Here is a 24,157-nt window from a genome sequence, read left to right as displayed (position 1 = left end):
AACAAGCCCTTAGGTAAGCCTCTCCGAAAGTGAAACAGCAATATTACTTCTTTTTAGCGGAACTTTTATTTTCAAGGCAGCAAATAAAAAAAGACGCCCTCTGCACAGAGAGAACGTCATCTTCTTTAAAACATTTTCCATTTACCTTTTTTAATTACAAGCGGCATGCCGCCAAGCATCAGAAGGTAACGGTTATCGATCATCTTTTTCACTACGGATGCAGAGTTTCCGTAAACTTTTCGGGAACCAACAATACCGATCGCTTCTTTTCCGCCGAGGGATGCTACAGTACCTTTAATATCCGGCTTAAAAGTTTCAAGTTCTTTCTTTCCTTCTACCAGTGCTTTTAAATTGTTTGCACAAGTATACGCCTGCTGGATTGCAATTTGCGCAGTAGGAGGATAAGGGCGGTTGATTTCTTCATTGATAATCAGCGAGCAGTCTCCGATAACGAAAATATTTTCGTCTTCCGGGCTGCGCAGGTCATCAGTTACTTTAATACGGCCGCGCATAGCGTCAAAGCCTGACTTTTCCACTACTGGATTTCCTCTGACTCCAGTTGTCCAGACTACGGTGCTGGACTTAATGAAAGAATCATCATTCAACAATACACCGTCTTCTCGTACTTCCTTGATTGGAGTATTGATCATAAATTCAACGCCGCGGCTTTCAAGCACGTTCATTGCGTATTCTACGAGCTCTTCATCGAATCCCGGCAGCGCTGTCGGAGCAGCTTCTACTGAAACAAGACGAACTTTTTCTCTTGGAATATCATACATTTCACAAAGCTCAGGAATCCGTTCTGTCAATTCACCGACAAATTCGATTCCAGTAAAACCAGCCCCTGCTACTACGAAAGTTAATGTCTCTTCAAACTTTTCATCCTGCTTGTTGTAGCTTGCGAACTGATATTCCATATGATCTTTGATCAAGCGCACAGAGTTTACGCTGCGAATAGAAAATGCATGTTCCTTTACGCCGGGAATACCAAAAGTTTCCGGCACAGAGCCAAGACCAAGTACGAGATAATCGTAGTCCAGTTCTAAATTGCTGAGTACGACTTTCTTTTCTTCCCGCTTGATTTCTACTACTGTATCTTTCACAAAATTGATTTTCTGCGTATCAATCACGCTGTCAATTTTCATTCTTGTTTTGTCAGGATGCATCGTTCCAGCCGCAGGTTCATGCAGCCATGTTGTCTGGTAATGATAATCATGCTTGTTTACCAGTGTTACTTCTGCATCTTTCACTACTGTAGATTTCTGCAGTCTTGAAGCAACGATCATGCCCCCGTAACCTGCACCAAGTATTACTATCTTCGGCTTTTTATTCATTGTATTCACTCCAATTTAATAATTTTACAGCATTAAGCTTCACACAAAAAAAACAGCAGTTTCACTGTTCGGCATACAATATTGTGATTTCTTTCACGTACCTCTGTAAAAAGAGAAGCAACTGAAAAACGTAAGCTTTACGTACTGCTGATTGTTAACATATGAGACCCCTTACAATCATAGGACGTTTACTAACGCATTTCAACTACTTTTTGAACAATAAATGAACTTATTCACTTTCCTATATAATTATATCTATTTCTGTGGAATTTCTCAAGAATAAGCCCTCTCAAAACAATCGACTTTTCATTAAGTGCAGGAAAGTCTATAATAGTTTAGTAGAAATAAAATATGGAGGTGCCATGTATTGTGTCCCAAGATCGCGAAATATATGATATTACCATTATAGGCGGAGGTCCCGTCGGTTTATATACGGCTTTTTATGCTGGGCTGCGTCAAATGAAAGTAAAAATAGTAGAAGCAATGCCACAGCTGGGTGGCCAGCTTTCTGCGCTGTATCCTGAAAAATATATTTATGATGTCGCAGGATATCCTAAAGTACGCGCACAGGAACTTGTTGATAACCTTGTAGAGCAGGCAATGTACTTTGATCCTGCAGTGGTCCTGGATCAGTCAGTGGAAGATATTGAAAAAGACAGCGAGGGTATTTTCACACTGCGGACGAATAAAGAAGAGCATTATACCCATACGGTAATTATTGCAGCCGGCGTAGGTGCATTCCAGCCCCGCCGTTTGAAAATTGAAGGTGCGGAACGTTTTGAAGAAACAAATCTGCATTACTTTGTTAATGACTTAAATCAGTTTGCAGGGGACCGTGTTGTACTCGCGGGAGGCGGCGACTCTGCTGTAGACTGGACGCTCATGCTGGAAGACATTGCAGAGCAAGTAATGATCGTCCACCGCCGGGATAAGTTCCGTGCGCACGAGCACAGTGTTTCTCAGATGGAAAACTCTGAAAAAATCACTGTGAAAACTCCTTATAATGTAGATGAGCTTCATTATGAAGATGATAAAATCACAAGTGTTACCTTAAAGCACAAAGATGGTGAAACGGAGAAAGTGGATATCGATTCATTAATTGTAAATTACGGGTTTGTTTCTAACCTCGGACCTATTAAAACCTGGGGGCTCGAAATTGAGAAAAATTCGATTTTAGTGAATTCCAATACGGAAACAAATATTGAAGGAATTTACGGTGTAGGAGATATTGTAACGTATGACGGCAAAGCGAAACTGATTGCTACCGGCTTCGGTGAAGCTCCTACCGCGGTAAATAAAGCAAAAGTTTATATTGATCCAAAGGCAAAAGCTACAGCGGGTCACAGCACGAGCTTATTTTAACAGCCGCGCGGGCTTAATTTAGAAGACTATGTAATTACTTTATTATTTCTTTAGTCAAAGGGGTGCTTCCTATTCTGGGAGCACCCTTTTCATGTAGAACAGCTTTATTCTGTTAATTTAAAAAAACAGCTGCCCCTGCATGCAGGAACAGCTGTTAATAAGTTAACAATTTTCGGGAGCACCGGCGTTTGTGGCAGTTCTGAACGAAGCACCGCAGCCGCAGTTGGCAATAGCATTGGGATTATCCAAAGTAAAGCCGCCGCCCATCATATTAGTTTTAAAGTCAATCTTGACGCCATCAAGCATCGGCGCGCTTTCCTCGTCTATGACGAGATCAATTCCATTTATCGTTACCTGCTGGTCGTCCTCGTGAACTTCTGTTTCAAACCCCATGCCATAGGATAGACCAGTACAGCCGCCACCCTGAACACCTACACGCATAAACTTCGCATCTGCGTCATCTTCCATCATTGTTTTAATCTGAGCAGCTGCTGCTTCAGTAATAGTAATCATAGTGATCTGCCTCCTCTGTATATATTGCTTCTTCTATTATAACAACGACGTCTCCTCTCTACAAATTTTCAGACCCTCAATCTAAAGTTTGGCAACGTTATTCGGTTGGTGGTAAGATAGAAATAGTTCGTGCTTCGAATATAGAGGCTCGTTTAACATAATAAAGGCAGGGGATTCAGATGAGTACGATTTTACTGGACGATCAGCTGCAGGCAATTCAGCAGAAGGTACAAAATGGAGAACGTCTTACAATTGAAGACGGTCTAAAGTTATATGAAACACCCGATTTACTTACCGTAGCTCAGCTTGCGAGTCAGGTGAATGAGCAGAAAAATGGAGACAATGTTTACTTTATTGAGAACTTGTATATTAATCCTACGAATGTATGTGAAGCAAGCTGTGCATTCTGCGGATTTAAGCGTAAACCGGGAGAAGAAGGCGCATATACGATGCATGAAGAAGAACTCCTGGAGTATGTCCAGAAGCGATGGAATGATAATATTCAGGAATTCCACATTGTCGGCGGACACAATACAGATGTCCCATTCGATTATTACTTAAATACTGTACGCACTTTGAAGAAGCATTATCCTCAGGTTACGATCAAAGCGTACACCGGTGCGGAGATTGAATTCTTCGCACGCCACTCAGGGCAGACAATGCAGCAGGTAATGGAACAGCTCGTGGAAGCTGGACTGGATACACTCCCAGGCGGCGGCGCAGAAATTTTAACGGAAAATTACCGTGCAAAAATGAGCCCGGATAAAGCTTCAACAGATCAGTGGCTGGAAGCGCACGAGATTGCCCACAACCTTGGCCTGCGTACTCATGCGACAATGCTGTATGGCTCTATTGAATCAAAAGAAGAACGATTAATTCATATGGACCGTCTGCGTCAGCTGCAGGATAAAACAAATGGATTTATGGTGTTTATTCCATTAGCGATGCAGCCGAGAAAGGCAAGTGCCGGGTTGAAGCGCCGTACGTCCGCTTATGATGATCTTCGCACCGTGGCAATCAGCCGCTTAATGCTTGATAACTTTGATCATATTAAAGCTTACTGGATTAATATCGGTGTGCAGCTTACACAGATGTCCCTTGCTTTTGGAAGCTCCGATATCCACGGCACACTGATTGAGGAGCGTATTTCTCATTCTGTCGGGGCATTAACTTCTCAAAGCCTTACTCGCGCAGAACTCGTGCACCTTATTAAGGGCGCAGGAAAAACTCCTGTAGAACGTGACACTTTCTATAACGTAATTAAAACGTATTAAAAAAAGATGCTTCCGGTAAACCCGGAGGCATCTTTTTTATCGCAGCGGTTCATTGGTCCAAAAATAATCATCGTCCGCTTCCAGAATAACCATCGTTTTATGACAGCAGGGAAAATTAATCCGGGTTTTCACGCCCTCTTTCGCTCTTGCCAAAGCTGCATCCTTCATATGCGTAAGCACATTGTCTTCCCGGCAGTACGGACATTCACTTACATATATTTCCCCCATCTGTCTTTCATAGGGCCAAGTATGTTCAAACGGGATAGGTCCCATCCCCACCACCTGCTTTCCTGATTAAACTGTTTACCTGCGTTTAAAACATCGGATTTTCATCCAGATGCTGATATATATTGTTGATTAGCTCCTCATTCGTATCCCCGACTACCATATCGCCATTCACGAGTGCATAACGGTTTCTTGAACACATCCCGCAATAACTGAGGCATCCATATTCAATCACATCCAGATCTGGATCTTTTTCAAGCTCTGCCATGACTTCCTGTGTTCCACTGGCGAGGTTGCTAATACAAAATTCAATAATTGGTTTCATTTTGTTCACCTCAATACTTTCTTTCATCATTGTTTATGCTAATGGGCAGAGCTGTATTTTGTCAACAAGTTCAGCTTCTTCCTCTCACATCAGCTATTGAATTTTCTGCTTATATTTTTTCTCCAGACCGTTAATTTTTACAAAGAATGTAATGATAAAGGTTCTTCACCACAAAGTGTAGTTGCGAAGCAGGGTAGAAAAAACAAATAAGAGACAGATATATTATAGTGAATGTTTTTTATCAAAAGGAAAGAAAGAGTTTCTTCTCTGGAATGCGGTAAGACGCTCTGCTTCTGCCGAAAGCTTTCTCCTCGGCAAAGCGAAGAAACTGAAACCTCAGACATCGCATCCTACCGGCAAATTTTTTCCGAATAAATCGATAATCAATAGATCTATCTTTTTATATTATTTGTCTCCTGCATATTATGGTGAAGATCCTTAATTCAGACAAAAAACTGCCCTGCTATTAAATTAATCAGCTGCCTTATTTTCTGATTTATCTTACAATTGAAACGCTTTCAAATTTGATTGTAGTCTCTTCATAAAACTGGTATATTGAAAATGGCATTGTTAAAACAATATATCGTTAGAAGAAGTGATAAACGTTGGGATTTCAGCTGTTTATTCTCCTTTTGCACGATTGAAAGGGGTTGATTTCGTGCGTCATCTTGTAATTTTAGGCGGTGGCTACGGAGGACTTCGTGTGATCCAAAGGCTGTTAGCGGATAAAGAAGTTCGCGACGTCACCATCACACTGGTAGAACGGGAAGCTTACCACAGTTTAAAGACCGAATTTTATGCACTGGCAGCTGGTACTGTTGCAGACCAGCACTTACGGATTTCTTTTCCGGAAGACGAACGCCTTCATCATGTCTGTGATACTATTACTAATATTCGTTTAGCGGATAACACAGTAGAATTAAAATCAGGAAACACACTTACTTATGATGACCTGATTATCGGCTTAGGTTGTGAGGATAAGCACCACGGTGTTCCTGGGGCGGAGGAGAAAACTCTTAGCATCCAGAGCATGCGCCGGGCACGTAAAACAAATCAGATTATCCAGAACGTCCCGCACGGGGGGAAAGTAGCTATTGTAGGAGGCGGGCTGAGCGGTGTAGAGACTGCCAGTGAGCTTCGGGAAAGCAGAGAAGATTTAAATATTCGGTTGTACGACCGTGGAGAAAATATTCTTTCGATGTTCCCAAAGAAACTATATTCCTATGTAACAGATTGGTTTATTGAAAACAACATTACCATTATTAACCGGGCAAATATTACAGAAGTAGACTGGAAAACTCTTTATAATCATGGAGAGCCTGAAGAGCTGGATGCAATTATCTGGACTGCCGGAGTGCAGCCGAATAAGCTTGTCAGAAAACTCACTGCGGAGCACAGCCTTGAAACTGACAGAATGGGACGAGTCATCACTACGAAATACCATACTATCCCTTCCTTTGAAAATGTTTATATGGTGGGAGACTGCTCTTCTTCTGAACATGCTCCAAGTGCACAGCTTGCAGAAGCGCAGGGGGATCAAATAGCAGTGCTTCTGCGAAAAAAATGGAATGGCGAACCATTTCCTGAGACAATGCCAAAGATGAAGCTGAAAGGTGTCCTTGGCTCTCTTGGCAAGAAGCACGGCTTTGGTCTTATGGGAGAACGCCAGCTCACAGGACGCGTTCCGCGTGTATTAAAATCAGGTGTTTTATGGATGTACAAGCATCATTCCGGTTCCTAGAAGGACCATTGCTTCTGACTGCTGGAATGAACTGCACAGAAAATGTTTAGGAGACCTCCGTTTCGGAGGTCTCTTATTTAATCATTGCAGTATAGTATCAATTTCCTTTAACTCGTCTTCACTGAATTCCAAATTATTAAGGGCCTTCACGTTTTCCTCGATTTGGCTCACGCGGCTCGCGCCAATTAATGCTGAAGTTACGTTCCCTCTCAAAACCCACGCCAGTGCCATTTGTGGGAGAGATTGTTCTCGCTTTTCCGCTATTTCATTTAATTTTTGTACTTTTTCAACTGCAGAGGCAGACACTTGTTCCTCCTGCAGAAAGGTTCCGCTTCTGGCAGCTCGGGAATCAGCTGGAATCCCTCCCAGATATTTATTCGTTAATAATCCTTGTGCAAGAGGCCCAAAAGCAATAGAGCCGGTACCGTTCTTTTCCAATACCTCCTGAAGCCCATTCTCTATCCAGCGGTTAAACATAGAATAGTTCGGCTGGTGAATCAGCAGGGGTGTACCCAGACGATGTAAGATAGCAGAAGCGTCCGCTGTTTCCTCCGCGCTGTAGCTTGAAATTCCAACATACAGTGCCTTACCCTCCCGTACGATCTGGTCGAGGGCCCCCATGGTTTCTTCTAAGGGAGTGTGAGGATCCGGCCGATGAGAATAATAAATATCTACATAATCAAGCCCCATCCGCTGAAGGCTCTGGTCTAAACTGGCCACCATGTATTTTTTAGATGCCCAGTCACCGTAAGGGCCTTCCCACATACGATACCCTGCTTTTGAAGACACAATCATCTCGTCCCGGTAGGGTTTGAAATCCGTCTTCATCATTTTACCAAACATTTCTTCTGCCGAACCTGGTGGAGGACCATAATTGTTTGCTAAGTCGAAATGAGTAATTCCAAGATCAAATGCTTTTTGCAGCATAGCTCGTCCGTTTTCAAAAGAGTCTGCGCCCCCGAAATTATGCCATAGTCCGAGAGAGATTGCAGGCAGCAGCAGACCGGAGTTTCCTGTACGGTTGTATATCATTTTTTCATAGCGTTTATCATCAGCAAGGTAAGGCATCTGCATCTCCTTTATAAAATATAGTTTATAAAAAGCTCTCTGCCTGAATGAATAAAACAAATTATATTTCGTATTTACCGCTTCAAACAAAATGTTGTGAGGCTCTATTTTCAGCTTATCTGATGCTTTTGTTCAATATGCTTATAAATCACCGGAAGTCTCGGGTCACCTTCCGCAATTACTTCACCTTCCAGTACTACCAATGGATAAAAGTATTCTTCTTCCAAAATTCGTGCAGAAAAATCTTTTTCTTCTTCCGTCTGCGGCTGTTCAATATCGCAGTAGATAAATTCCAATGGATAATCAGGAAACTTTCTTGAAACTGCAGCTTCCAGCCATTCTTTTGTTTCTATTGCACTTGGCAGATGGATACAGCTGGCACATTTTTGTTCAGCTCCATAAACTGTAATTTTCACTGGGATCACGCCTTTCTTGTTCATTAATTTTAGCACGAAAATAAATGCTTAAAAATAATTAAGTCTCATACATAGATTTTTTTCTCTATCAATACTATAATAGGATCAAAGGAAAGGAGTGTGTGCAATGACTACACAAACTATGGAAGCTCAAGTACAAGAAGTGCTGGATAAATTACGCCCGTTTCTACTTCGTGATGGAGGAGACGTAGAACTAGTGGACATCGAAGACGGTGTTGTTAAAGTTCGTCTTATGGGTGCCTGCGGCTCCTGCCCAAGTTCTACTATCACATTGAAGGCTGGTATCGAGCGTGCACTTCTTGAAGAAGTTCCCGGCTTTACCGAGTTAGAACAGGTATTTTAAATAGCGTCATTCCAAAACTGTCCCGGCATAAAGCCGGGACAGTTTTTTTATAAGTTTTCAACCATGCGATAATCTATCCCTATTTAATTTAGAGGTGTTTCTGCCTTTTCTCCTTTTAATACAGCCGCAATATTTCTGGCACAAAGCTCGGCCATCTCTTCTCTCGTCGCTGTGGTGGCACTTCCGATATGCGGCAGCGCTACTACCTGTGGAAACTTCAGCAGCGGATGCTCCGCACGTATTGGCTCCTGTTCAAACACATCCAGTCCTGCACCTGCAATAACTTCGTTCTGCATTGCCTCAATTAAAGCTTTCTCGTCTACTACCGGACCGCGGGAAACATTAATTAAATAAGCACTTTTCTTCATTTGTTCCAGCTCACCTTTTCCGATCATCCCTCTTGTTTCCGTAGTCAGCGGGGCTACTACACATACAAAATCTGCTTTTTCAAGCAGTTCTTTTTTTTCTGCATACTTAACACCCAAGTCCTGTTCTATTTCCTTTTTACGGGAGCGGTTATGATACAGTATTTCCATATCAAATCCAGCAGCTCTCTTAGCTACCGCGGTCCCGATTCTTCCCATACCGATAATGCCTAAAGTTTTCTTATGCACATCTGCCCCGGCAAACATAAAAGGAGCCCAGCCATGCCATTTATCTTTTTTTACATACTGGTCTGCTTCCGGAATTCTTCTTGCAGCAGCCATCAGCAGTGCAAAAGCAAGATCAGCGGTTGCATCTGTTAATACGTCCGGCGTGTTGCATACGATCACATTCCGGGTCTCTGCTTCTTCTAAATCAATATTGTCATACCCGACAGCTAAATTGGCCACCACTTTTAAGGAAGCAGCCTGCTCCAGCAGTTCTTTATCTACTTTATCACTCAGCATCGTCAACAGCCCATCAGCGTTCCGGGATTTTTCCAGCAGTATTTCTCTTGGTACAGGCTTATCTGTCTCTTCCCAGCATTCTACTTCCGCAGTTTGACTTAATACGTGAAGCAGTTCCTCCGGCAGCTTTCTGGTGACGTACACATATGGTTTACTCATTTTTAAATACCTCCCATTCATCCAAGCTTTTTACTTGCCACGTAGGCTGTTTTACTTCTTTTATTAATTCTTCTTTCGTAGTCACTCCTGTAAATACCATCAGTGTATCCATTCCTGCACGTATTCCTGCCTGAATATCTGTATCGTAATTATCTCCGACCATAATTGTATCTTCTTTCGCTGTTCCGAGTGCCTCAAGTGCCTGTTCCATAATTACCGCTTCCGGCTTTCCAATATATTTAGGTTCGATTCCTGTAGACACGCGGACTACAGAAGTGAGAGACCCATTCCCCGGCAGCAGCCCCCGCTCTGTGGGTATTGCTTTATCCGCATTCGTAGACAGAAATGCAGCACCTGCTCTTACAAATAAGCAGGCTTTTGCCAGTTTCTCATAAGTGATTTCCCGGTCGAGTCCAACGATTACCACGTCAGCTCTTTCTTCAGATAAGAAAAGCCCTTCTGCTTCAACAGCATCCCGGAGTCCCTCCTCCCCGATCACATACACATTTACTTTGCCGAATGTTTGGCGAATATATTTTGCGGCTGCCATGCTCGTGGTCATAACATTTTGTTCTGCAGCTCTCAATTCCATCTGCTTTAGCTTCTCCGCTACCTGGTCCGGCCGTTTTGAAGAATTGTTTGTTACAAATATGTAAGGAATACCGGCTTCCGCTAACCTGTCGACTAATTTCTTTCCTGCGTCGATTCTTTCAGTTCCTTTATACATCGTGCCATCCAAATCAAGCAGATACCCTTTATAAGATTTCATTCTTTTCCTTCTTCCTGTTCCGGTAAAAATGCAGATACAGGCCCGAGTTCATTAGCTAAATATTCTCTGATCCGTTTTGGAAAAGATTGAACTGCCTTTACATTCTCTGCATAGGCAGCCGTAAGCTCCTGATAGTTGTAGCTCGTATAATTACGAAGCAGCTCTTTACGCAGCGGAAGCAGTTTTTCAAGCTGTGATCCTTCTGATGCAGTGATTACTTTTTCATCTACAAGAATTGCCACTATATCTTCAAAGCTTCCCGGATCCCGCATGATGAAACCATCAATCATTTGGTTTCCTACATCCATCATCGCTTCAATCAGCATATGAAAGATCCGTTCCTGTGCGAGTACTGAAATGCAGTCACTTTTATCTGAACTCATTTCAATATTGTTCAAAAGACGTTCTATATAGCTCAGTCTTTCTTCAATTAGTGTACGGTCTACAAAATACATGGCGGCCTCCCTTTTTATAAATATTATTACTCCCATCATCAATGAATGAATTTCATAAGTCGATGTCGTAGTGTTATTTCCGAACAATGAGAATGACTTCCACTTCAGCCGGAAGCTTTCCGTGGGGCTCGTCTTCAACTAATTTCTCTACCGCTATGCGCTGTCAAAATGGATTTTCAGACTTCACTTTCACCCATCGGAGTCGTCGTCTTACGTTTCAATCTCTGCCTTTTATATGAACGTCTTTATTATTTATCATTGAGACATTCGTTAAAACAGCCATAAAACTGCATTATGAAATTGGATCCAATACCTGAATTTTAAATGAATTCTTTTCTCATTTCCATCAGCTGTATTGTTTATTATTTTCAGCGGCTTTTCAGCATTCATACTTATTATACATGTTTTAATCTTGAATGAGTAACAGTTGCCCCAGACAGGATGGAGATTTAAATTAAACATGGATTGCACTGACTCATCCACTTCCTGCTGTCATCTTTGCTCGAATAAAGCTGTATGGCGGAAGTTGTCTCTCGATGCAAACTAAAAAAACTGCGTGAAGAAAAATTTCTCTTCACGCAGTTTTTTTAAGCTTCCTGTTCGGAATTTTTTTCTTCTGAAGATACTTCTTCAGGTGCAGAGTTTTCTTCTTTGTATTCTTTCAGCTCTTTAGGCTCTTTTACTTTTTTTACTACAAAATACGCACATCCGAAATTACAGTACTCATACAAATATTCATGCAGAAAGCCTATCTTTGCGTCTGCTGATGACTTCCGGTGTTTATTATCAAAAAATCCTTTTAAACGGAGCTGTTCATAACCCCAGTCCCCTACTATATAATCGTATTTATTCAATATATCGCTGTAACGCTCTTTAAAAGCTTCTTCTGACCACCCATTCCGTACATCTTCTACAACTTCATACGTGTTGCCCTGAATTTGAATCATCCGTCTCCACCTGCCTTCTTATACTCTATCTTGCCCGATTATCCAAATAATTTCAATAGCAGTATCTTTTAAGAGTCTTATTATGTATGAATTTATAGAAGTTCATCTCCTTCTTGAAAAAACACTTTCATATTATACTGAGTCCTTTGAGTAAAGCTTAATATTATGGTAAAGTAGTAAACAAATTGACCATTAAGATATTTCAGAAAATGAAGGGGTGTGAGCGCTCGTGGCGAAGCAGGAAGAATATCTCCGTAAGCCCGAATGGCTGAAAATTAAGCTCAATACAAATGATTCCTATAAAGGATTAAAGAAATTAATGAGAGAGAAACGCCTGCACACTGTTTGTGAAGAAGCAAAATGTCCAAACATACATGAATGCTGGGCCGAAAGAAAAACTGCGACATTTATGATTCTTGGAGATGTGTGTACGCGTGCGTGCCGGTTCTGTGCAGTAAAGACCGGACTGCCGAATGAACTGGACTGGGACGAGCCTGAACGGGTTGCTGAATCCGTACAGGTAATGGGTTTAAAACATGTAGTAATCACCGCAGTCGCCAGAGATGATCTGCGGGACGGCGGGGCAGCTGTATTTGCTGAGACGGTGCGGCAGGTTCGTAAAATGAATCCTGGCACCAGTATCGAAGTTCTTCCTTCCGACATGGGCGGCAAAGAAGAAAATGTAAAAACGCTTATTGATGCGAAGCCCGACATTTTCAACCATAATATCGAAACTGTCCGCAGCCTGACGAAACGTGTACGCGCGAGAGCAACCTATGATCGAACACTGGGTGTACTAAAAACTTCCAAAGAATTAAACCCTGAGATCCCGACGAAATCAAGCTTGATGATCGGCCTTGGAGAAACCAAGGAAGAAATTATTGAAGTAATGGATGACCTTCGTTCCGTAGATGTAGATATTATGACGATCGGCCAGTATCTGCAGCCTTCTAAATCTCACTTGAAGATTAAAAAATACTGGACGCCGGAAGAGTTCGCAGAGCTGAAAGAAATCGCCCTTTCTAAAGGATTTAAGCATTGCGAGGCTGGTCCACTTGTACGCTCTTCCTATCATGCAGATGAACAGGTAAATGCCGCGAAAGCGAACGCTTAATATATCTTTTTAAATATCCATAAAAACACATAAACTTGACCAGAAGGAAAATAATATTTTGCTTCTGGTCTTTTTGTTGTCATGATAAATTTCATTTCCCAGTCAAGATTATCAGCTGGTTTCCCTCATGCTTTCTTCCATACAAAACTATTCTTCACTGTGTCCGGTAAATCATGTCACCTATCCGCAAAAAGGGAAACAGCCGAAGACGAGCAGGCAGGCTTCTTCCGGCAAGCGGAGGAGAATTTTATACTTAGCAAATTTTAAATATAAAAATACCTTACTTTGAAAACCACCTGAAAAGCTGCTGCCCAAAAGGACAGCAGCTTTTATCAGCTTCTTTATAATCATTTCCCATTAATTAAAATAACAGGAAGATGTTCTGGATAAGAATCCAAAGAATACCGAGTGGTGCAATGATGCGGATAAACCACAGCCATAAAGTACCAATGACAGAATCCGTAAGCCCGGTTTCTTTCAGAGCATCTACTTTATTCCAGCCCCACCCTACAAACAATGCTACAATCAACCCTGCAAGCGGCAGCGTATAGCGGTCTGTAATAACGTCTACTAAATCAAGGAACGAAAGTCCGAAGAAAGTAGTTTCCAGCGGTCCGCCCTGGCTGAGTGCAGAAGGAATACCGAAAATGGTAACTGCGATACCCGCAGCAAGCGTCGCTTTTCTACGATTCCAATTAAACTGGCGCATCACATAAGACACACTTACTTCCAGCAGTGAAATGGCAGAAGATAATGCTGCAATAGCTACCAGGAAGAAGAAGAAGACAGCAAAGACTGTTCCACCCGCTCCCATTTGGTTAAACACTTCCGGAAGTACGATAAAGATAAGACCCGGGCCTGCATCCGGCTCTACGTTCGCGAAGGTGAATACAGCTGGGAAAATCATAATACCTGCAATTATTGCAAACAATGTATCAAGAGTTACTACACTTCCTGCGGCACTTGGAAGTTTCACATCTTTTGGCAGATAGCTTGCGTAAGTAATCATCGCCCCCATACCTAAAGAAAGGGTAAAGAAAGCTTGACCTACTGCCGATGCATATACATCTGTATTTCCGAAGGCCGACCAGTCCGGTGTAAACAAGAAGGCAAGACCTTCACCAGCGCCATCAAGTGTCAGACTGTAACCTGCAAGGAAAAGAAGGATAACTGCTAATAAAGGCATAAAGATACGGTTGGATAATTCGATCCCTTTTTTCACTCCAAAGAATACAATACCGAGTACAATTGCCATAAAAATAACCTGCCAGATTACCGGTCCTGCTGTGCCACCGATAAAATTAAGAAAGAAATCTGCATATTCTCCTTCGCCTACTCCACCCGTCTGTCCAGTTAGATAAGCAAAGAAGTAGTAAACAACCCATCCGGCAATAACGCCGTAAAAGGATAAAATCAGGAAAGAAGTAATTACTCCGAGAATACCACCGATGACCCATGGTTTGCCGGGAGTAATATTATTAAAAGATCCTACAACATCCGACTGGCCGCGCCGGCCGACAGAAAATTCAGCAAGGAGTACGGGAAGACCGATAAGAAAAATACATAATACATAAATAAGTAAGAAGGCCGCACCCCCGCTTTCTCCAGTAACGTAGGAGAAGCGCCAGATATTTCCGAGTCCGACTGCAGAACCTACCGCTGCCAGAATAAAACCTAGTTTTGTTGCAAATTGTTCTCTCGTATTATTAACCATAAGTAAACTCCCTCCATTTCTCTTTATTGATTTTTATAAGCATGAAATAAGTACGATGTCCCCCCTGCATCATCCCTCCTTGAATTGTTCCTGATATTTCAATATCCAATGCTTTGCTATTTCATTATAATTATTAGCTATAAAAATGTCAAAGACTTTTCTGAATATTTATTGTAAGCAGAAAATTGAAAAATCCCTTATCGGAATAGGCTTTTCCCAGCTTTTTCAGCAAATAAATAAATGTTCATTAAAAATAAAATTACTTTTGTTTCATAATATATGCACCATAGTATAAAAAAGCCCTCTCCAACTTGTGAGATGGAGAGGGCTTTAATTATAAAGCTGCTTCAGGCTGTTTCTGGGTATAGAGTCGGATACAGAAAAGAACAGCAGCTAAAGTCACGATTCCGGCTGCTAAGCCAAGCAGGGTGCTTCCAGTAAGTCCTAAAATCAGGAAAGATACTGTCGCCGTAAAGCCTATCATCATTGCATATGGCAGCTGGGTCAGCACGTGATCTATGTGATGGCTGCCAGCTCCGGCAGAGGATAGAATTGTTGTATCAGAGATAGGTGAACAGTGATCTCCAAAAATGGATCCTGCGAGAACAGCTGCAAGTACAGGCAGCATCATAGCAATATCAGTCGCCGCAGCAATATCCCCTGCAATCGGCAGCATGATTGCAAACGTTCCCCAGGATGTTCCTGTACTGAATGCCATAAAACCAGCCACAAGGAACAGAAGTGCGGGGAGCAGCGCCACTGGTATAAAAGTGTCTACCTGACTCGCAAGATATTCTCCTGTACCGAGGGCATCAATTACTTCAATAATCGTCCATGCAAAAATTAAAATATATACAGCCGGGAGCATCGATTTAATCCCGCTCCATAAACCTAAACCGATAAATTTCACTTCAACTTTTCTTACAAACGCCAGAATAACTGCTACTGCAAAACTTACTAGCCCTCCATACAGCAGCGCTGCAGCAACATCTGTATTTTCAAATATTGCCAGAAGATCTGCATTTCCTTCCACCGCCTGGATGCCGGTAAGCACCATAAAGAATACTGTAGCAATGATCAGCGTTAAAATAGGAATTAGTAAATCCACTACTTTACCTTCTGCCTGAGGAACTGCTTCTTCATTTTCTCCAGGAACAGCTCCTCTCGAGCGATCCAGCAGCTCTCCGGTATCAACAGCACGCAGTTCATGTGCACGCATTGGTCCAATATCCAGTTTCCAGTATGCTACTGCGAATACTGCAATCACTGCAAATACTGCGTAGAAGTTCATAGGCGCTATCATAAGAAACGCCTGCAGTGAGCCATATTCCATGACACCGTGTGTAGTGAGAATGCCTCCTATAATTGTTATTATATAAGCACCCCAGCTTGAAATTGGCGAGATAACACACATTGGAGCTGCCGTAGAATCGACTACGTAAGCAAGCTTCGCTCGGGAAATTTTGTGCCTATCCGTCAACGGTCTGCTTACATTACCAACTGTTAAGCTGTTAAAATAATCATCAATAAATATAATAACACCTAAGAATGCAGCCACAAACTGTGCTCCTGTGCGTGTCTTAACTTTAGTCAGCGCCCATTCTCCGAAAGCACGTCCTCCTCCGGTAATCGTAATTAACGCTGCAATCATACCGAGCAGGAAAAGAAATAATATAATATAAAATTCCCAGGTATTCACTCCATCTTCTGTGATAAAAATATTTATTACAGTAGATAAAATGTCTGTGATCGCTGCGTTTACAAACATGTCTTCTGTCTGGTGCACCATAAGTGCGCCAACAATAATCCCTACCCCGAGCGACAGCAAAACCCTTTTTGTAATCAGTACGAGAATAAGCGCCAGCACTGGTGGGAGCAGGGATAAAATTCCGTGATCCATGATACATCTCCTTTCAATTTTCGCGCAAAAAAAAGACAGGGGGCTCACCCCTGCCTTGATAAGCAGCTGATCCCTCATTGCCTTCGCGGCAGCTCTCCACGGAAACACCCGTGACAGTGCTTTACTTATTCAGTAAAGCCCCAGCTCTCTTATCCGGACACCATAAGAGACTTCGGCAGAATTGCCTTTCCTGCTTTTTCACAGCTTTGTCCAAGCTCCCAAACAGTACTTATCGTTTCTGCTCCTCTACCTCATTTGCATGAGGTATTTCCAAACATATTAATTTCAACTTTAGAAATATATCATATATTTACCTGCGAATCAACAACGCGTTCCATGGTTTGAAAAACATGCGGATATACATTTTTTTCATCTAACTGCCCTGTCACTGCTTCGACGATTTCCCAATCACTGTTATTAATAACAGGAAAGTAAGTATCGCCTTCAAAGGAAGCATCAATATGAGTGATGTATAACCGGGAAGCATCTTCCATGAAAATTTCATAAAGCGCTGCTCCGCCCATGATCACAAGCTCCTCCTCTTCCGAAGCCATCGCCCGAATCTCTTCAGGTTCATGAACTGCATAAATTCCTTCTTCATAAAACTCTTTATTTGAGGTAAGTACTACATTCTTTCTTCCAGGAAGAGGCTTTCCGATTGATTCATAAGTTTTTCTTCCCATCACGACCGTTTTCCCCATGGTAGTCTGCTTGAAAAACCGAAGATCCCCCGGCAGATGCCAGGGCATACCTCCATCCTTTCCAATCACTCTGTTTTGATCCATCGCTGCAATCATCGAGATCATATAGATACTTTTCCTTTAATTGCAGGGTGAGGGTCATATCCGCTTAATTCAAAATCTTCAAAGCGGAAGTCTTCCAGTGATTTCACCTCAGGATTTAACTTCATCTGCGGCATCGGCCGCGGCGAACGGGATAGCTGTTCTTCAATTTGAGCTGTATGGTTCTTGTAAATATGGACATCTCCAAACGTATGCACAAAATCTCCGGCTTCCAGTCCACATTCCTGCGCAATCATTAAGGTTAAGAGCGCATAGGATCCTATGTTAAAGGGAACACCGAGGAACACATCAGCGGAACGCTGATAAAGCTGGCACGATAACTTGCCATCGGCAACGTAAAATTGAAACAGACAGTGACAGGGAGCAAGCGCCATTTTGTCCAGCTCCCCCACATTCCATGCATTTACAACCAGTCTGCGGGAATCCGGGTTTCGTTTAATTTCCTCTATCACATTTCGCAGCTGGTCAATCTGTTCCCCATCCGGTGAGGGCCAGCTGCGCCACTGTCTTCCATAGACAGGCCCAAGATCTCCATTTTCATCTGCCCATTCATTCCATATTCTTACGCCGTTCTCCTGCAGATATTTTACATTCGTGTCTCCCTGAATAAACCAGAGCAGCTCATGAATCATAGCTTTTACTGCCATTTTTTTTGTAGTTACCAGCGGGAATCCTTCCTGCAGATTCACACGCATCTGATAGCCAAATGTACTTATAGTACCTGTCCCGGTCCGGTCCTCTTTTTCCGTCCCATTCTCCAGAACATGCCGGCATAAATCCAAATATTCCTTCATGCAGTATTCATCCTTTCTTATATATCTGTGACACGCTGTTCCAATGTTGTTTCACATCTTTCTATCATGCTGGAGAGTTCTTCAGAAAGATTCACTTCATACGGTGTCACCTTCACTCCATACTCGCTCATTACTCTCACTGTGGGACGGGAAGGCATGCTTTGGTTTACCGCGCTGATCACGCCGCTTCTGCCCCCATTCAACGATACTTCCAGACCAGGGGGATATATCGCCACCGTCTTGGAAAAAGTATCTACCATTTGCCGGTCAAATAAAGTACCCGCTCCACTGAATAAAAGTTCCAACCCTTCATGAGGCAGCATTGCCGGCCGGTATACCCTGTGAGAAGTTACCGCATCAAATACATCTACAATTCCAATTATTTTAGCAAACGGGTGTATTTCTTTGTCTTTAATTTGACGCGGGTAGCCGCTCCCATCAAGACGTTCATGATGCTGAAAAGCACAATGGGCGGTCAGCAGTGAAAGTGTGTGGCTTTTTCTTAGTATTTCAAAGCCTAACGTAGTATGCTTTTTTATTTCATCAAATTCATCATTTGTTAATTTTTCAGTTTTGTTAAGTATATTTGCTGATACAGACATTTTACCAATGTCATGAAGTAATGCCCCTAATCCCAGCTTGTGGAGTTCTTCCTGATTCAGGCCGAGAGCTTTACCGAGAGACAGGGAATAGATAGTGACGTTTAAGGAATGGTGGAAAATGTAAGTGTCGTAACATACAACATCAGCTAACAGGGAAACGGCTTCTTTTTGATTCATTACATCATTCAGGACTTCTGTAACGATATCAGAAAAAGATTCACTTACGGAATCCATATCCACCGTCTTTTTTAAAGCTAAGCTGTTGGATACTGCCTGGAAATTTTCTCTGATCACTTTAATAGACTGTTTGCGTATGACTGGATCAATTCCATCTTTTACTTCAATGTCTTCTGTACCTTCGTACTGAATATATACATAGGAAACGCCTTTTTCTTTCAACAGCGCAATGACACGTTCTGTTAAATATGCACCGATTTGCAGCAATGCCTGTCCTTCATCGTTGTAGATAGGTTTTGCAAGTCTGGTATTAGGTTTCACCTGATTGAGTGCTGCAAGTTTCATCCGAGTTAACTCCTTCTATTTAGACTATAAGCTTTGGAAAGCTTCCAAGCCAGCACATCGCGCAGAAACTCAGGCATAAAATAACTTTTTGTCTGCAGTTCTGTCACTATGGGATAAAGATGACTGAAAGTAAAAAGGTCAGGTACCGCCAGTGTATATATTTTCTCTTCATCTATTTGATCGGCTGCCTTGAGAATTTCTTCAGCTGTCTGAACAGTCCACACAGAAGCAGAAAAGAATGTAGCACCTAAAACTTTACCGCGAAAACCATATCCTTTTAAAGCATAGTGTACCATATTATCCTGGTTCGATTGGTACATTAATTTAATTAAATCATCTCCACGCACAGAAACTTTTGCAGGATTGATGGGATGCGGACAAATTTCATGCAGGTGTTTCTTTGTGATGGTTCCGGCAGGCAGTCCCTGAAGCAGTAATCCCGCGTTAAACATCGCGATATCTGCGCCACACCATTCTCTCAATGCTTCTGCTGCTTCCTTAACTAAAGGAGACTCTTTATACCAGGAAACATTCATAGGGGCTGGGAGATCTGCTACTTTTTCCTGAAGAAAGGGAAGAGCTTCTGCTTCCACTTTTTCAAGGAGCCGGTCGGTCTCTTCGTCCCGGAAATTTAAGTCAACTAAATGTGTCTGGATTTTCAATATTTCGCCATGCTCCAGATCTACCGTAATTTCCCCGACATGAGACCCCGAACGTCCACATTGATGAAGCCAGGTTTCGTTTATCTTCAACCCATCTTCAAGCACGTGATGTGTATGTGCACCCAGGATAAGCTTTATCTGCGGAAATTTATCTGCTATTTCTTTATCAAGCCGAAGCCCGAGATGAGATAAACAGATGATAAAATCAACATCATTTTCTATTTCCGATAAAAATGTCTCGATTTCTTCCAGTGGGTCCGTGACCTGCCAGCCCAGCTCTTCATAAAAAGCGTAAAAAGGTATAGTCAGCCCTATCACCGCTACTTTTTTTTCGTTCTCCACAGGATATATTTTCCAGGGCATCGCCCAGGAAGGTCTTTCCTTCTGAGATGCGTAAAGATTTGCTAAAAGAATATCAAATTCTGCTTCTGTATAAAGAGAATTCAGCTCTGATTTGGCAAGTGTAATTCCTTCATTATTCCCTATAGTTACTGCATCGTAATTCATTGCATTTAAAAGTTCTGTATTTCCTTTTCCGACAAGTCCCTCTGTTAATGGGTGCACTCTGTCGCAGTGATCCCCTAAATCAAATAAAAGAACATCTTGTCCTTCTTTTTCCGCTGCTGCCCGCCGGTTTTTAATAAGCGCCGTCACAGCAGACCATCTGTCCAGCTCACTATGTAAATCATTTGTATGAATTATTGTTAACGCAGTCAATGTTTTCCCCCTACCCGGTGACTCCTTCGAAAATAAGCCGAAGACCGATGAGTAATAATACTATTCGCAATGCCAGCACGAGTGTATCACTTTTTAATTTTTGATTGATCCAGGCACCGATTATTCCACCGAACCATGCACCGGGGATAAGTGCGGCTGCATATATCCAATCCACATTGCCTAGAGCAATATGAGAAACTGAACTTACAAACGCGGAAAGAAATACGAGGAACATGGAAGTAGCAACAGCCATATGCGGCGGAAAAGCAAACAGGATAATCATCGCCGGAACCATGAGGGATCCTCCCCCTATACCGAACAGCCCGGAAAACATTCCTACAAAAAAAGCAATTCCGATCGCAATAGAAGGTTCATACCCATAAACCCGCACTTCTCCACTCTGCTCTGTATATACTCTGCGGATACCACGCGGACGAAGAGGGAGCGGCTTGATCTTACTGCGGACGAGCAGGATAAAGGAAACCAGAATAATAAAACTTCCAAAAGCGATGAGAAAACTTTCCACATTCACTCCACTATTTAACCATACCCCAAATAATGCCCCGGGACCACTTCCTGCAAAAAATATTAAACCGCTTTGAATATCAACTACCTTTTGTTTCATATAAGCAATTGTAGATGAAAGCCCTGTAAAAATCATGACAAGCAGCGAAGTCCCGACAGCTGTCTGTGGAGATATTCCTTCCAGTACTTCTGTCACTCCACCGAGCAGCAAAAGAGCTGGCACAATAATGATTCCGCCCCCGAGACCCATCACACTGCCGACAACCGCAGCTGTTAACCCTAAAAATACCAACGCAATCCATTCCATTTTGACAATACTCCCTCTAGTCAGCTATCTATAGGACTACTTTGCAAACAAAAGTCCATTTTTATATAAGCTCTGTGAATGCTCCGCTCATTGTTGATAAGAGAAAACTTTGCTGCAACTGTCCTGTCGAGGAGATTTCGAACAGCAAACATGGTATGCATAGCCAATTTCAGGAACACTCAGTGCTTATTGCTATGCTAATCCTGATCTCCAAACAAGTCCAGCTGCCGTGGTGCCAGACCTTCGTAATTAATATTCAGCATACGGATAAATTCTTTTGCATTCCCTGCTGCATGCCCGCCAGAGTTATTGTTGAAAACTACTGTCACAATTTTAGACTGGGCAGAAAGATTCCTTATTTTTTTCACCATATCCGACAGTTCTTCTTCATTATAGTCATACAAGTATCTTGTGTTTCTCCATTCTTCTCCACGGGACGGCTTCTGCCAGGCTGCTTTATTGCGTCCATGCAGTCGAACGAAAGTGTGCTCCTTATCCGTTGCCACCGGAACGAATGGAACAGACTTTTCCCCTATCTGGGGTTCATCACACACGGTGTGAATCCAGTTGTCCTGTTCCATGTACTGCAGCGTCCTGTCATAAAATTCTTTGTTGAACCATGAGTTGTTTCGAAACTCCAATGCTGCTGGAAAGTCACGAAGCTCCTGCCGCAGCCATTTTAAATATTGCACATGTTTCTGCTGGCAGTCGAACCACGGTGGGAATTGACACAATACGTAGGAAAGTTTCCCTGCTTCTTTCATAGGCTGAAACGTTTTACGATAAGCTTCCAGCATTTCTTCTTTCGTGTTAAAAGGAATTTCTCCGCGCTGGTGCCCGGTCATTCCCTGATATGCCTTCACAACAAATTGAAAAGACTCCGGCGTCTCACGGAGCCATTTATCCACATTTTTCTGCGGGGGAATTGCATAAAAAGAAGAGTCCAGTTCTACTACCGGAAAGTGCGATGCATACGCCTCCAGCTTTGAGGCAGAAGAAGGAAGTCCTTCATAAAGCGTGCCATGATCTCCCCATCCTGTCAATCCAATTCGAATGTCGCTCAATGGTCTTCACCATCCCTGAAAAATTTGAAAGAAAGAGCGAACCCGCTGTTAAGCAAGTCCGCTCCATGAATTCATATAAATTAACCGATAGAACCTTCCATTTCGAACTTGATAAGGCGGTTCATTTCTACCGCATACTCCATCGGAAGTTCTTTTGTGAATGGCTCAATGAAGCCCATAACAATCATTTCTGTTGCTTCCTGCTCGGAAACACCACGGCTCATCAGATAGAAAAGCTGCTCTTCTGAAACTTTCGAAACTGTCGCTTCGTGTTCCAGAGAAATGTTGTTGTTAAGGATTTCATTGTACGGAATTGTATCTGAAGTAGACTCGTTATCCATAATAAGTGTGTCACACTCAATGTTGGAACGCGAGCGTTCAGATCTGCGGCCGAAGTGAACAATACCACGGTACGTTACTTTTCCGCCATGCTTGGAAATTGATTTCGACACGATGGATGAAGAGCAGTCAGGTGCGAGGTGCGTCATTTTTGCGCCTGCATCCTGGTGCTGTCCTTTTCCTGCAATTGCAATGGAAAGAACGTTTCCTCGTGCACCGCGGCCTTTCATAACTACAGCCGGGTATTTCATTGTAAGCTTAGAACCGATATTTCCATCGACCCATTCCATTGTCGCATTTTCTTCTGCCACTGCACGCTTCGTTACCAGGTTAAATACGTTTGGAGCCCAGTTCTGAATCGTTGTATAACGGCAGTAAGCATCTTTTTTAACAATGATTTCAACTACCGCACTGTGAAGAGAGTTGGTTGTATAAACTGGTGCTGTACAACCTTCTACATAGTGTACAGAGCTGTCTTCATCTGCAATGATCAGGGTACGTTCAAACTGTCCCATGTTTTCAGAGTTAATACGGAAGTACGCCTGCAGCGGGCTGTCCGTCTTCACTCCTTTTGGAACATAAATGAATGATCCGCCGGACCATACTGCAGAGTTTAATGCTGCGAATTTGTTATCCGCTGGAGGAATTACTTTTCCGAAATGCTCTCGGAAGAGATCTTCATTCTCGCGAAGTGCCGTATCCGTATCTTTAAATACGATCCCCTGCTCTTCAAGTTCCGTCTTCATGCTGTGATAAACTACTTCAGACTCATACTGTGCGGAAACACCAGCAAGATATTTCTGCTCTGCTTCAGGAATACCAAGCTTATCAAATGTGTTTTTAATTTCTTCCGGCACTTCATCCCATGAAGTTTCAGAACGCTCTGACGGCTTCACATAATAAGTGATTTCATCAAAATCAAGATCAGAAATATCGCCGCCCCACTGAGGCATCGGCATTTTATAAAATTGCTTTAAAGCCTTCAGGCGGAAATCAAGCATCCACTGCGGCTCTTCTTTCATTCTGGAAATTTCTCGTACGATTTCTTCAGTCAGACCTTTTTTCGAACGGAAAATCGAAACATCTTTATCTGAGAAACCATATTGGTACTCTTCCATTTCAGGCATTTTCTTAGCCATGGTGAAACCCTCCTTCTAAATCTTACGGAGCCTGCGCTCCCTGCTGCTCTATATTGACATGAACGACAAGCGTCATATTGTGTTGCAACTTATAATTACATTCTACATCATTC

The 24,157-nt window shown here is 42.6% G+C and carries 24 protein-coding genes and 1 riboswitch; of the genes, 5 read left to right on the top strand and 19 right to left on the bottom strand.

The window, feature by feature from the left end; translation table 11 throughout:
• Positions 1-125: 125 nt before the first annotated feature.
• The gene (locus BLP92_RS15600) at positions 126-1,334 is read right to left on the bottom strand and encodes an NAD(P)/FAD-dependent oxidoreductase (protein WP_090843884.1); all 1,209 of its coding nucleotides are present in this window, start codon (positions 1,332-1,334) and stop codon (positions 126-128) included.
• A gap of 369 nt (positions 1,335-1,703) precedes the next feature.
• On the opposite strand from BLP92_RS15600, the gene BLP92_RS15595 reads away from it, so the two are divergent.
• Positions 1,704-2,696 carry an NAD(P)/FAD-dependent oxidoreductase gene (locus BLP92_RS15595; RefSeq protein ID WP_090843883.1) on the top strand — a complete coding sequence of 331 codons (993 nt, stop codon included), beginning with the start codon at positions 1,704-1,706 and terminating at the stop codon, positions 2,694-2,696.
• A gap of 162 nt (positions 2,697-2,858) precedes the next feature.
• Here the strand turns inward: BLP92_RS15595 and BLP92_RS15590 are convergent, their stop codons facing one another.
• Positions 2,859-3,209, bottom strand: a complete 351-nt coding sequence (locus BLP92_RS15590) for a HesB/IscA family protein (RefSeq protein ID WP_090843882.1) — start codon at positions 3,207-3,209, stop codon at positions 2,859-2,861.
• A 179-nt stretch (positions 3,210-3,388) separates the two neighbouring features.
• Between BLP92_RS15590 and mqnE the strand changes: the two genes are divergently transcribed.
• Complete coding sequence (mqnE, locus tag BLP92_RS15585; protein WP_090843881.1) at positions 3,389-4,483, top strand: aminofutalosine synthase MqnE; 1,095 nt, start codon at positions 3,389-3,391, stop codon at positions 4,481-4,483.
• Positions 4,484-4,519: 36 nt separating this feature from the next.
• Here mqnE and BLP92_RS15580 read toward each other — a convergent pair whose 3' ends face one another.
• Positions 4,520-4,756: a hypothetical protein gene (locus BLP92_RS15580; protein WP_090843880.1), complete on the bottom strand. Its 237-nt coding sequence runs from the start codon at positions 4,754-4,756 to the stop codon at positions 4,520-4,522.
• 40 nt (positions 4,757-4,796) lie between these two features.
• Complete coding sequence (locus tag BLP92_RS15575) at positions 4,797-5,033, bottom strand: YuzB family protein (RefSeq protein WP_090843896.1); 237 nt, start codon at positions 5,031-5,033, stop codon at positions 4,797-4,799.
• Between the two features lie 658 nt (positions 5,034-5,691).
• Between BLP92_RS15575 and BLP92_RS15570 the strand changes: the two genes are divergently transcribed.
• Positions 5,692-6,774 (top strand): NAD(P)/FAD-dependent oxidoreductase, encoded by a 1,083-nt coding sequence (locus tag BLP92_RS15570; RefSeq protein ID WP_090843879.1) that lies wholly within the window; start codon positions 5,692-5,694, stop codon positions 6,772-6,774.
• A gap of 81 nt (positions 6,775-6,855) precedes the next feature.
• Here BLP92_RS15570 and mgrA read toward each other — a convergent pair whose 3' ends face one another.
• Positions 6,856-7,842 (bottom strand): L-glyceraldehyde 3-phosphate reductase, encoded by a 987-nt coding sequence (gene mgrA, locus BLP92_RS15565; RefSeq protein ID WP_090843878.1) that lies wholly within the window; start codon positions 7,840-7,842, stop codon positions 6,856-6,858.
• Positions 7,843-7,952: 110 nt separating this feature from the next.
• Positions 7,953-8,282 (bottom strand): YuzD family protein, encoded by a 330-nt coding sequence (locus BLP92_RS15560; protein WP_090843895.1) that lies wholly within the window; start codon positions 8,280-8,282, stop codon positions 7,953-7,955.
• Between the two features lie 103 nt (positions 8,283-8,385).
• On the opposite strand from BLP92_RS15560, the gene BLP92_RS15555 reads away from it, so the two are divergent.
• Positions 8,386-8,622 (top strand): NifU family protein, encoded by a 237-nt coding sequence (locus BLP92_RS15555; protein ID WP_090843877.1) that lies wholly within the window; start codon positions 8,386-8,388, stop codon positions 8,620-8,622.
• 83 nt (positions 8,623-8,705) lie between these two features.
• Here BLP92_RS15555 and BLP92_RS15550 read toward each other — a convergent pair whose 3' ends face one another.
• The 4 genes from BLP92_RS15550 to BLP92_RS15530 all read right to left on the bottom strand — a co-directional run bounded on the left by BLP92_RS15550 (position 8,706) and on the right by BLP92_RS15530 (position 11,842).
• Positions 8,706-9,671, bottom strand: coding sequence for a 2-hydroxyacid dehydrogenase (locus tag BLP92_RS15550; RefSeq protein WP_090843876.1), 966 nt, complete (start codon positions 9,669-9,671; stop codon positions 8,706-8,708).
• Positions 9,664-10,440 carry a TIGR01457 family HAD-type hydrolase gene (locus BLP92_RS15545; protein ID WP_090843875.1) on the bottom strand — a complete coding sequence of 259 codons (777 nt, stop codon included), beginning with the start codon at positions 10,438-10,440 and terminating at the stop codon, positions 9,664-9,666. Before BLP92_RS15545 ends, BLP92_RS15550 begins: the two co-directional genes overlap by 8 nt.
• Positions 10,437-10,895 (bottom strand): DUF86 domain-containing protein, encoded by a 459-nt coding sequence (locus BLP92_RS15540; RefSeq protein ID WP_090843874.1) that lies wholly within the window; start codon positions 10,893-10,895, stop codon positions 10,437-10,439. The genes BLP92_RS15545 and BLP92_RS15540 overlap by 4 nt, the downstream gene beginning before the upstream one ends.
• 587 nt (positions 10,896-11,482) lie before the next feature.
• Positions 11,483-11,842 carry a YutD family protein gene (locus BLP92_RS15530; RefSeq protein WP_090843872.1) on the bottom strand — a complete coding sequence of 120 codons (360 nt, stop codon included), beginning with the start codon at positions 11,840-11,842 and terminating at the stop codon, positions 11,483-11,485.
• 229 nt (positions 11,843-12,071) lie between these two features.
• On the opposite strand from BLP92_RS15530, the gene lipA reads away from it, so the two are divergent.
• Positions 12,072-12,956 carry a lipoyl synthase gene (gene lipA / locus BLP92_RS15525; protein ID WP_090843871.1) on the top strand — a complete coding sequence of 295 codons (885 nt, stop codon included), beginning with the start codon at positions 12,072-12,074 and terminating at the stop codon, positions 12,954-12,956.
• 361 nt (positions 12,957-13,317) lie between these two features.
• Here the strand turns inward: lipA and BLP92_RS15520 are convergent, their stop codons facing one another.
• The 9 genes from BLP92_RS15520 to sufB all read right to left on the bottom strand — a co-directional run bounded on the left by BLP92_RS15520 (position 13,318) and on the right by sufB (position 24,044).
• Positions 13,318-14,670, bottom strand: a complete 1,353-nt coding sequence (locus BLP92_RS15520; RefSeq protein ID WP_090843870.1) for a sodium-dependent transporter — start codon at positions 14,668-14,670, stop codon at positions 13,318-13,320.
• A 334-nt stretch (positions 14,671-15,004) separates the two neighbouring features.
• Positions 15,005-16,570 (bottom strand): Na+/H+ antiporter NhaC family protein, encoded by a 1,566-nt coding sequence (locus BLP92_RS15515; RefSeq protein ID WP_090843869.1) that lies wholly within the window; start codon positions 16,568-16,570, stop codon positions 15,005-15,007.
• Positions 16,571-16,651: 81 nt separating this feature from the next.
• Positions 16,652-16,827, bottom strand: a riboswitch (Lysine riboswitch).
• 45 nt (positions 16,828-16,872) lie between these two features.
• Complete coding sequence (gene folA / locus BLP92_RS15510; RefSeq protein WP_090843868.1) at positions 16,873-17,376, bottom strand: type 3 dihydrofolate reductase; 504 nt, start codon at positions 17,374-17,376, stop codon at positions 16,873-16,875.
• Positions 17,373-18,167, bottom strand: a complete 795-nt coding sequence (locus tag BLP92_RS15505; protein WP_090843867.1) for a thymidylate synthase — start codon at positions 18,165-18,167, stop codon at positions 17,373-17,375. Before BLP92_RS15505 ends, folA begins: the two co-directional genes overlap by 4 nt.
• 17 nt (positions 18,168-18,184) lie before the next feature.
• Positions 18,185-19,291 (bottom strand): HD-GYP domain-containing protein, encoded by a 1,107-nt coding sequence (locus BLP92_RS15500; protein WP_090843866.1) that lies wholly within the window; start codon positions 19,289-19,291, stop codon positions 18,185-18,187.
• A gap of 5 nt (positions 19,292-19,296) precedes the next feature.
• Positions 19,297-20,670 (bottom strand): bifunctional metallophosphatase/5'-nucleotidase, encoded by a 1,374-nt coding sequence (locus BLP92_RS15495; protein WP_090843865.1) that lies wholly within the window; start codon positions 20,668-20,670, stop codon positions 19,297-19,299.
• A 10-nt stretch (positions 20,671-20,680) separates the two neighbouring features.
• On the bottom strand, positions 20,681-21,502 hold the full coding sequence (locus tag BLP92_RS15490; protein ID WP_090843864.1) for a sulfite exporter TauE/SafE family protein: 822 nt from the start codon (positions 21,500-21,502) through the stop codon (positions 20,681-20,683).
• Positions 21,503-21,699: 197 nt separating this feature from the next.
• Entirely contained in the window at positions 21,700-22,566 is an 867-nt protein-coding gene (locus BLP92_RS15485; protein ID WP_090843863.1) for a DUF72 domain-containing protein, read from the bottom strand.
• An 80-nt stretch (positions 22,567-22,646) separates the two neighbouring features.
• Positions 22,647-24,044 carry a Fe-S cluster assembly protein SufB gene (gene sufB / locus BLP92_RS15480; protein WP_090843862.1) on the bottom strand — a complete coding sequence of 466 codons (1,398 nt, stop codon included), beginning with the start codon at positions 24,042-24,044 and terminating at the stop codon, positions 22,647-22,649.
• Between the last annotated feature and the right edge of the window lie 113 nt (positions 24,045-24,157).

Origin of the sequence: Alkalicoccus daliensis, assembly GCF_900103955.1 — a bacterium.
GTDB classification, from domain to species: Bacteria; Bacillota; Bacilli; order Bacillales; family Salisediminibacteriaceae; genus Alkalicoccus; species Alkalicoccus daliensis.
The sequence above is the reverse complement of the archived record's forward strand: the minus strand, read 5'-3'. Positions and strand labels throughout refer to the sequence as shown.

What these genes read in the sequence shown, in the direction of transcription:
- BLP92_RS15600 (WP_090843884.1), bottom strand. Translation starts at nt 1,334, where the DNA reads ATGAATAAAAAGCCGAAGATAGTAATACTTGGTGCAGGTTACGGGGGC.
- BLP92_RS15590 (WP_090843882.1), bottom strand. Translation starts at nt 3,209, where the DNA reads ATGATTACTATTACTGAAGCAGCAGCTGCTCAGATTAAAACAATGATG.
- mqnE (WP_090843881.1), top strand. Translation starts at nt 3,389, where the DNA reads ATGAGTACGATTTTACTGGACGATCAGCTGCAGGCAATTCAGCAGAAG.
- BLP92_RS15580 (WP_090843880.1), bottom strand. Translation starts at nt 4,756, where the DNA reads ATGGGACCTATCCCGTTTGAACATACTTGGCCCTATGAAAGACAGATG.
- BLP92_RS15575 (WP_090843896.1), bottom strand. Translation starts at nt 5,033, where the DNA reads ATGAAACCAATTATTGAATTTTGTATTAGCAACCTCGCCAGTGGAACA.
- mgrA (WP_090843878.1), bottom strand. Translation starts at nt 7,842, where the DNA reads ATGCCTTACCTTGCTGATGATAAACGCTATGAAAAAATGATATACAAC.
- BLP92_RS15560 (WP_090843895.1), bottom strand. Translation starts at nt 8,282, where the DNA reads ATGAACAAGAAAGGCGTGATCCCAGTGAAAATTACAGTTTATGGAGCT.
- BLP92_RS15555 (WP_090843877.1), top strand. Translation starts at nt 8,386, where the DNA reads ATGACTACACAAACTATGGAAGCTCAAGTACAAGAAGTGCTGGATAAA.
- BLP92_RS15550 (WP_090843876.1), bottom strand. Translation starts at nt 9,671, where the DNA reads ATGAGTAAACCATATGTGTACGTCACCAGAAAGCTGCCGGAGGAACTG.
- BLP92_RS15545 (WP_090843875.1), bottom strand. Translation starts at nt 10,440, where the DNA reads ATGAAATCTTATAAAGGGTATCTGCTTGATTTGGATGGCACGATGTAT.
- BLP92_RS15540 (WP_090843874.1), bottom strand. Translation starts at nt 10,895, where the DNA reads ATGTATTTTGTAGACCGTACACTAATTGAAGAAAGACTGAGCTATATA.
- BLP92_RS15530 (WP_090843872.1), bottom strand. Translation starts at nt 11,842, where the DNA reads ATGATTCAAATTCAGGGCAACACGTATGAAGTTGTAGAAGATGTACGG.
- BLP92_RS15520 (WP_090843870.1), bottom strand. Translation starts at nt 14,670, where the DNA reads ATGGTTAATAATACGAGAGAACAATTTGCAACAAAACTAGGTTTTATT.
- BLP92_RS15515 (WP_090843869.1), bottom strand. Translation starts at nt 16,570, where the DNA reads ATGGATCACGGAATTTTATCCCTGCTCCCACCAGTGCTGGCGCTTATT.
- folA (WP_090843868.1), bottom strand. Translation starts at nt 17,376, where the DNA reads ATGATCTCGATGATTGCAGCGATGGATCAAAACAGAGTGATTGGAAAG.
- BLP92_RS15505 (WP_090843867.1), bottom strand. Translation starts at nt 18,167, where the DNA reads ATGAAGGAATATTTGGATTTATGCCGGCATGTTCTGGAGAATGGGACG.
- BLP92_RS15500 (WP_090843866.1), bottom strand. Translation starts at nt 19,291, where the DNA reads ATGAAACTTGCAGCACTCAATCAGGTGAAACCTAATACCAGACTTGCA.
- BLP92_RS15490 (WP_090843864.1), bottom strand. Translation starts at nt 21,502, where the DNA reads ATGGAATGGATTGCGTTGGTATTTTTAGGGTTAACAGCTGCGGTTGTC.
- sufB (WP_090843862.1), bottom strand. Translation starts at nt 24,044, where the DNA reads ATGGCTAAGAAAATGCCTGAAATGGAAGAGTACCAATATGGTTTCTCA.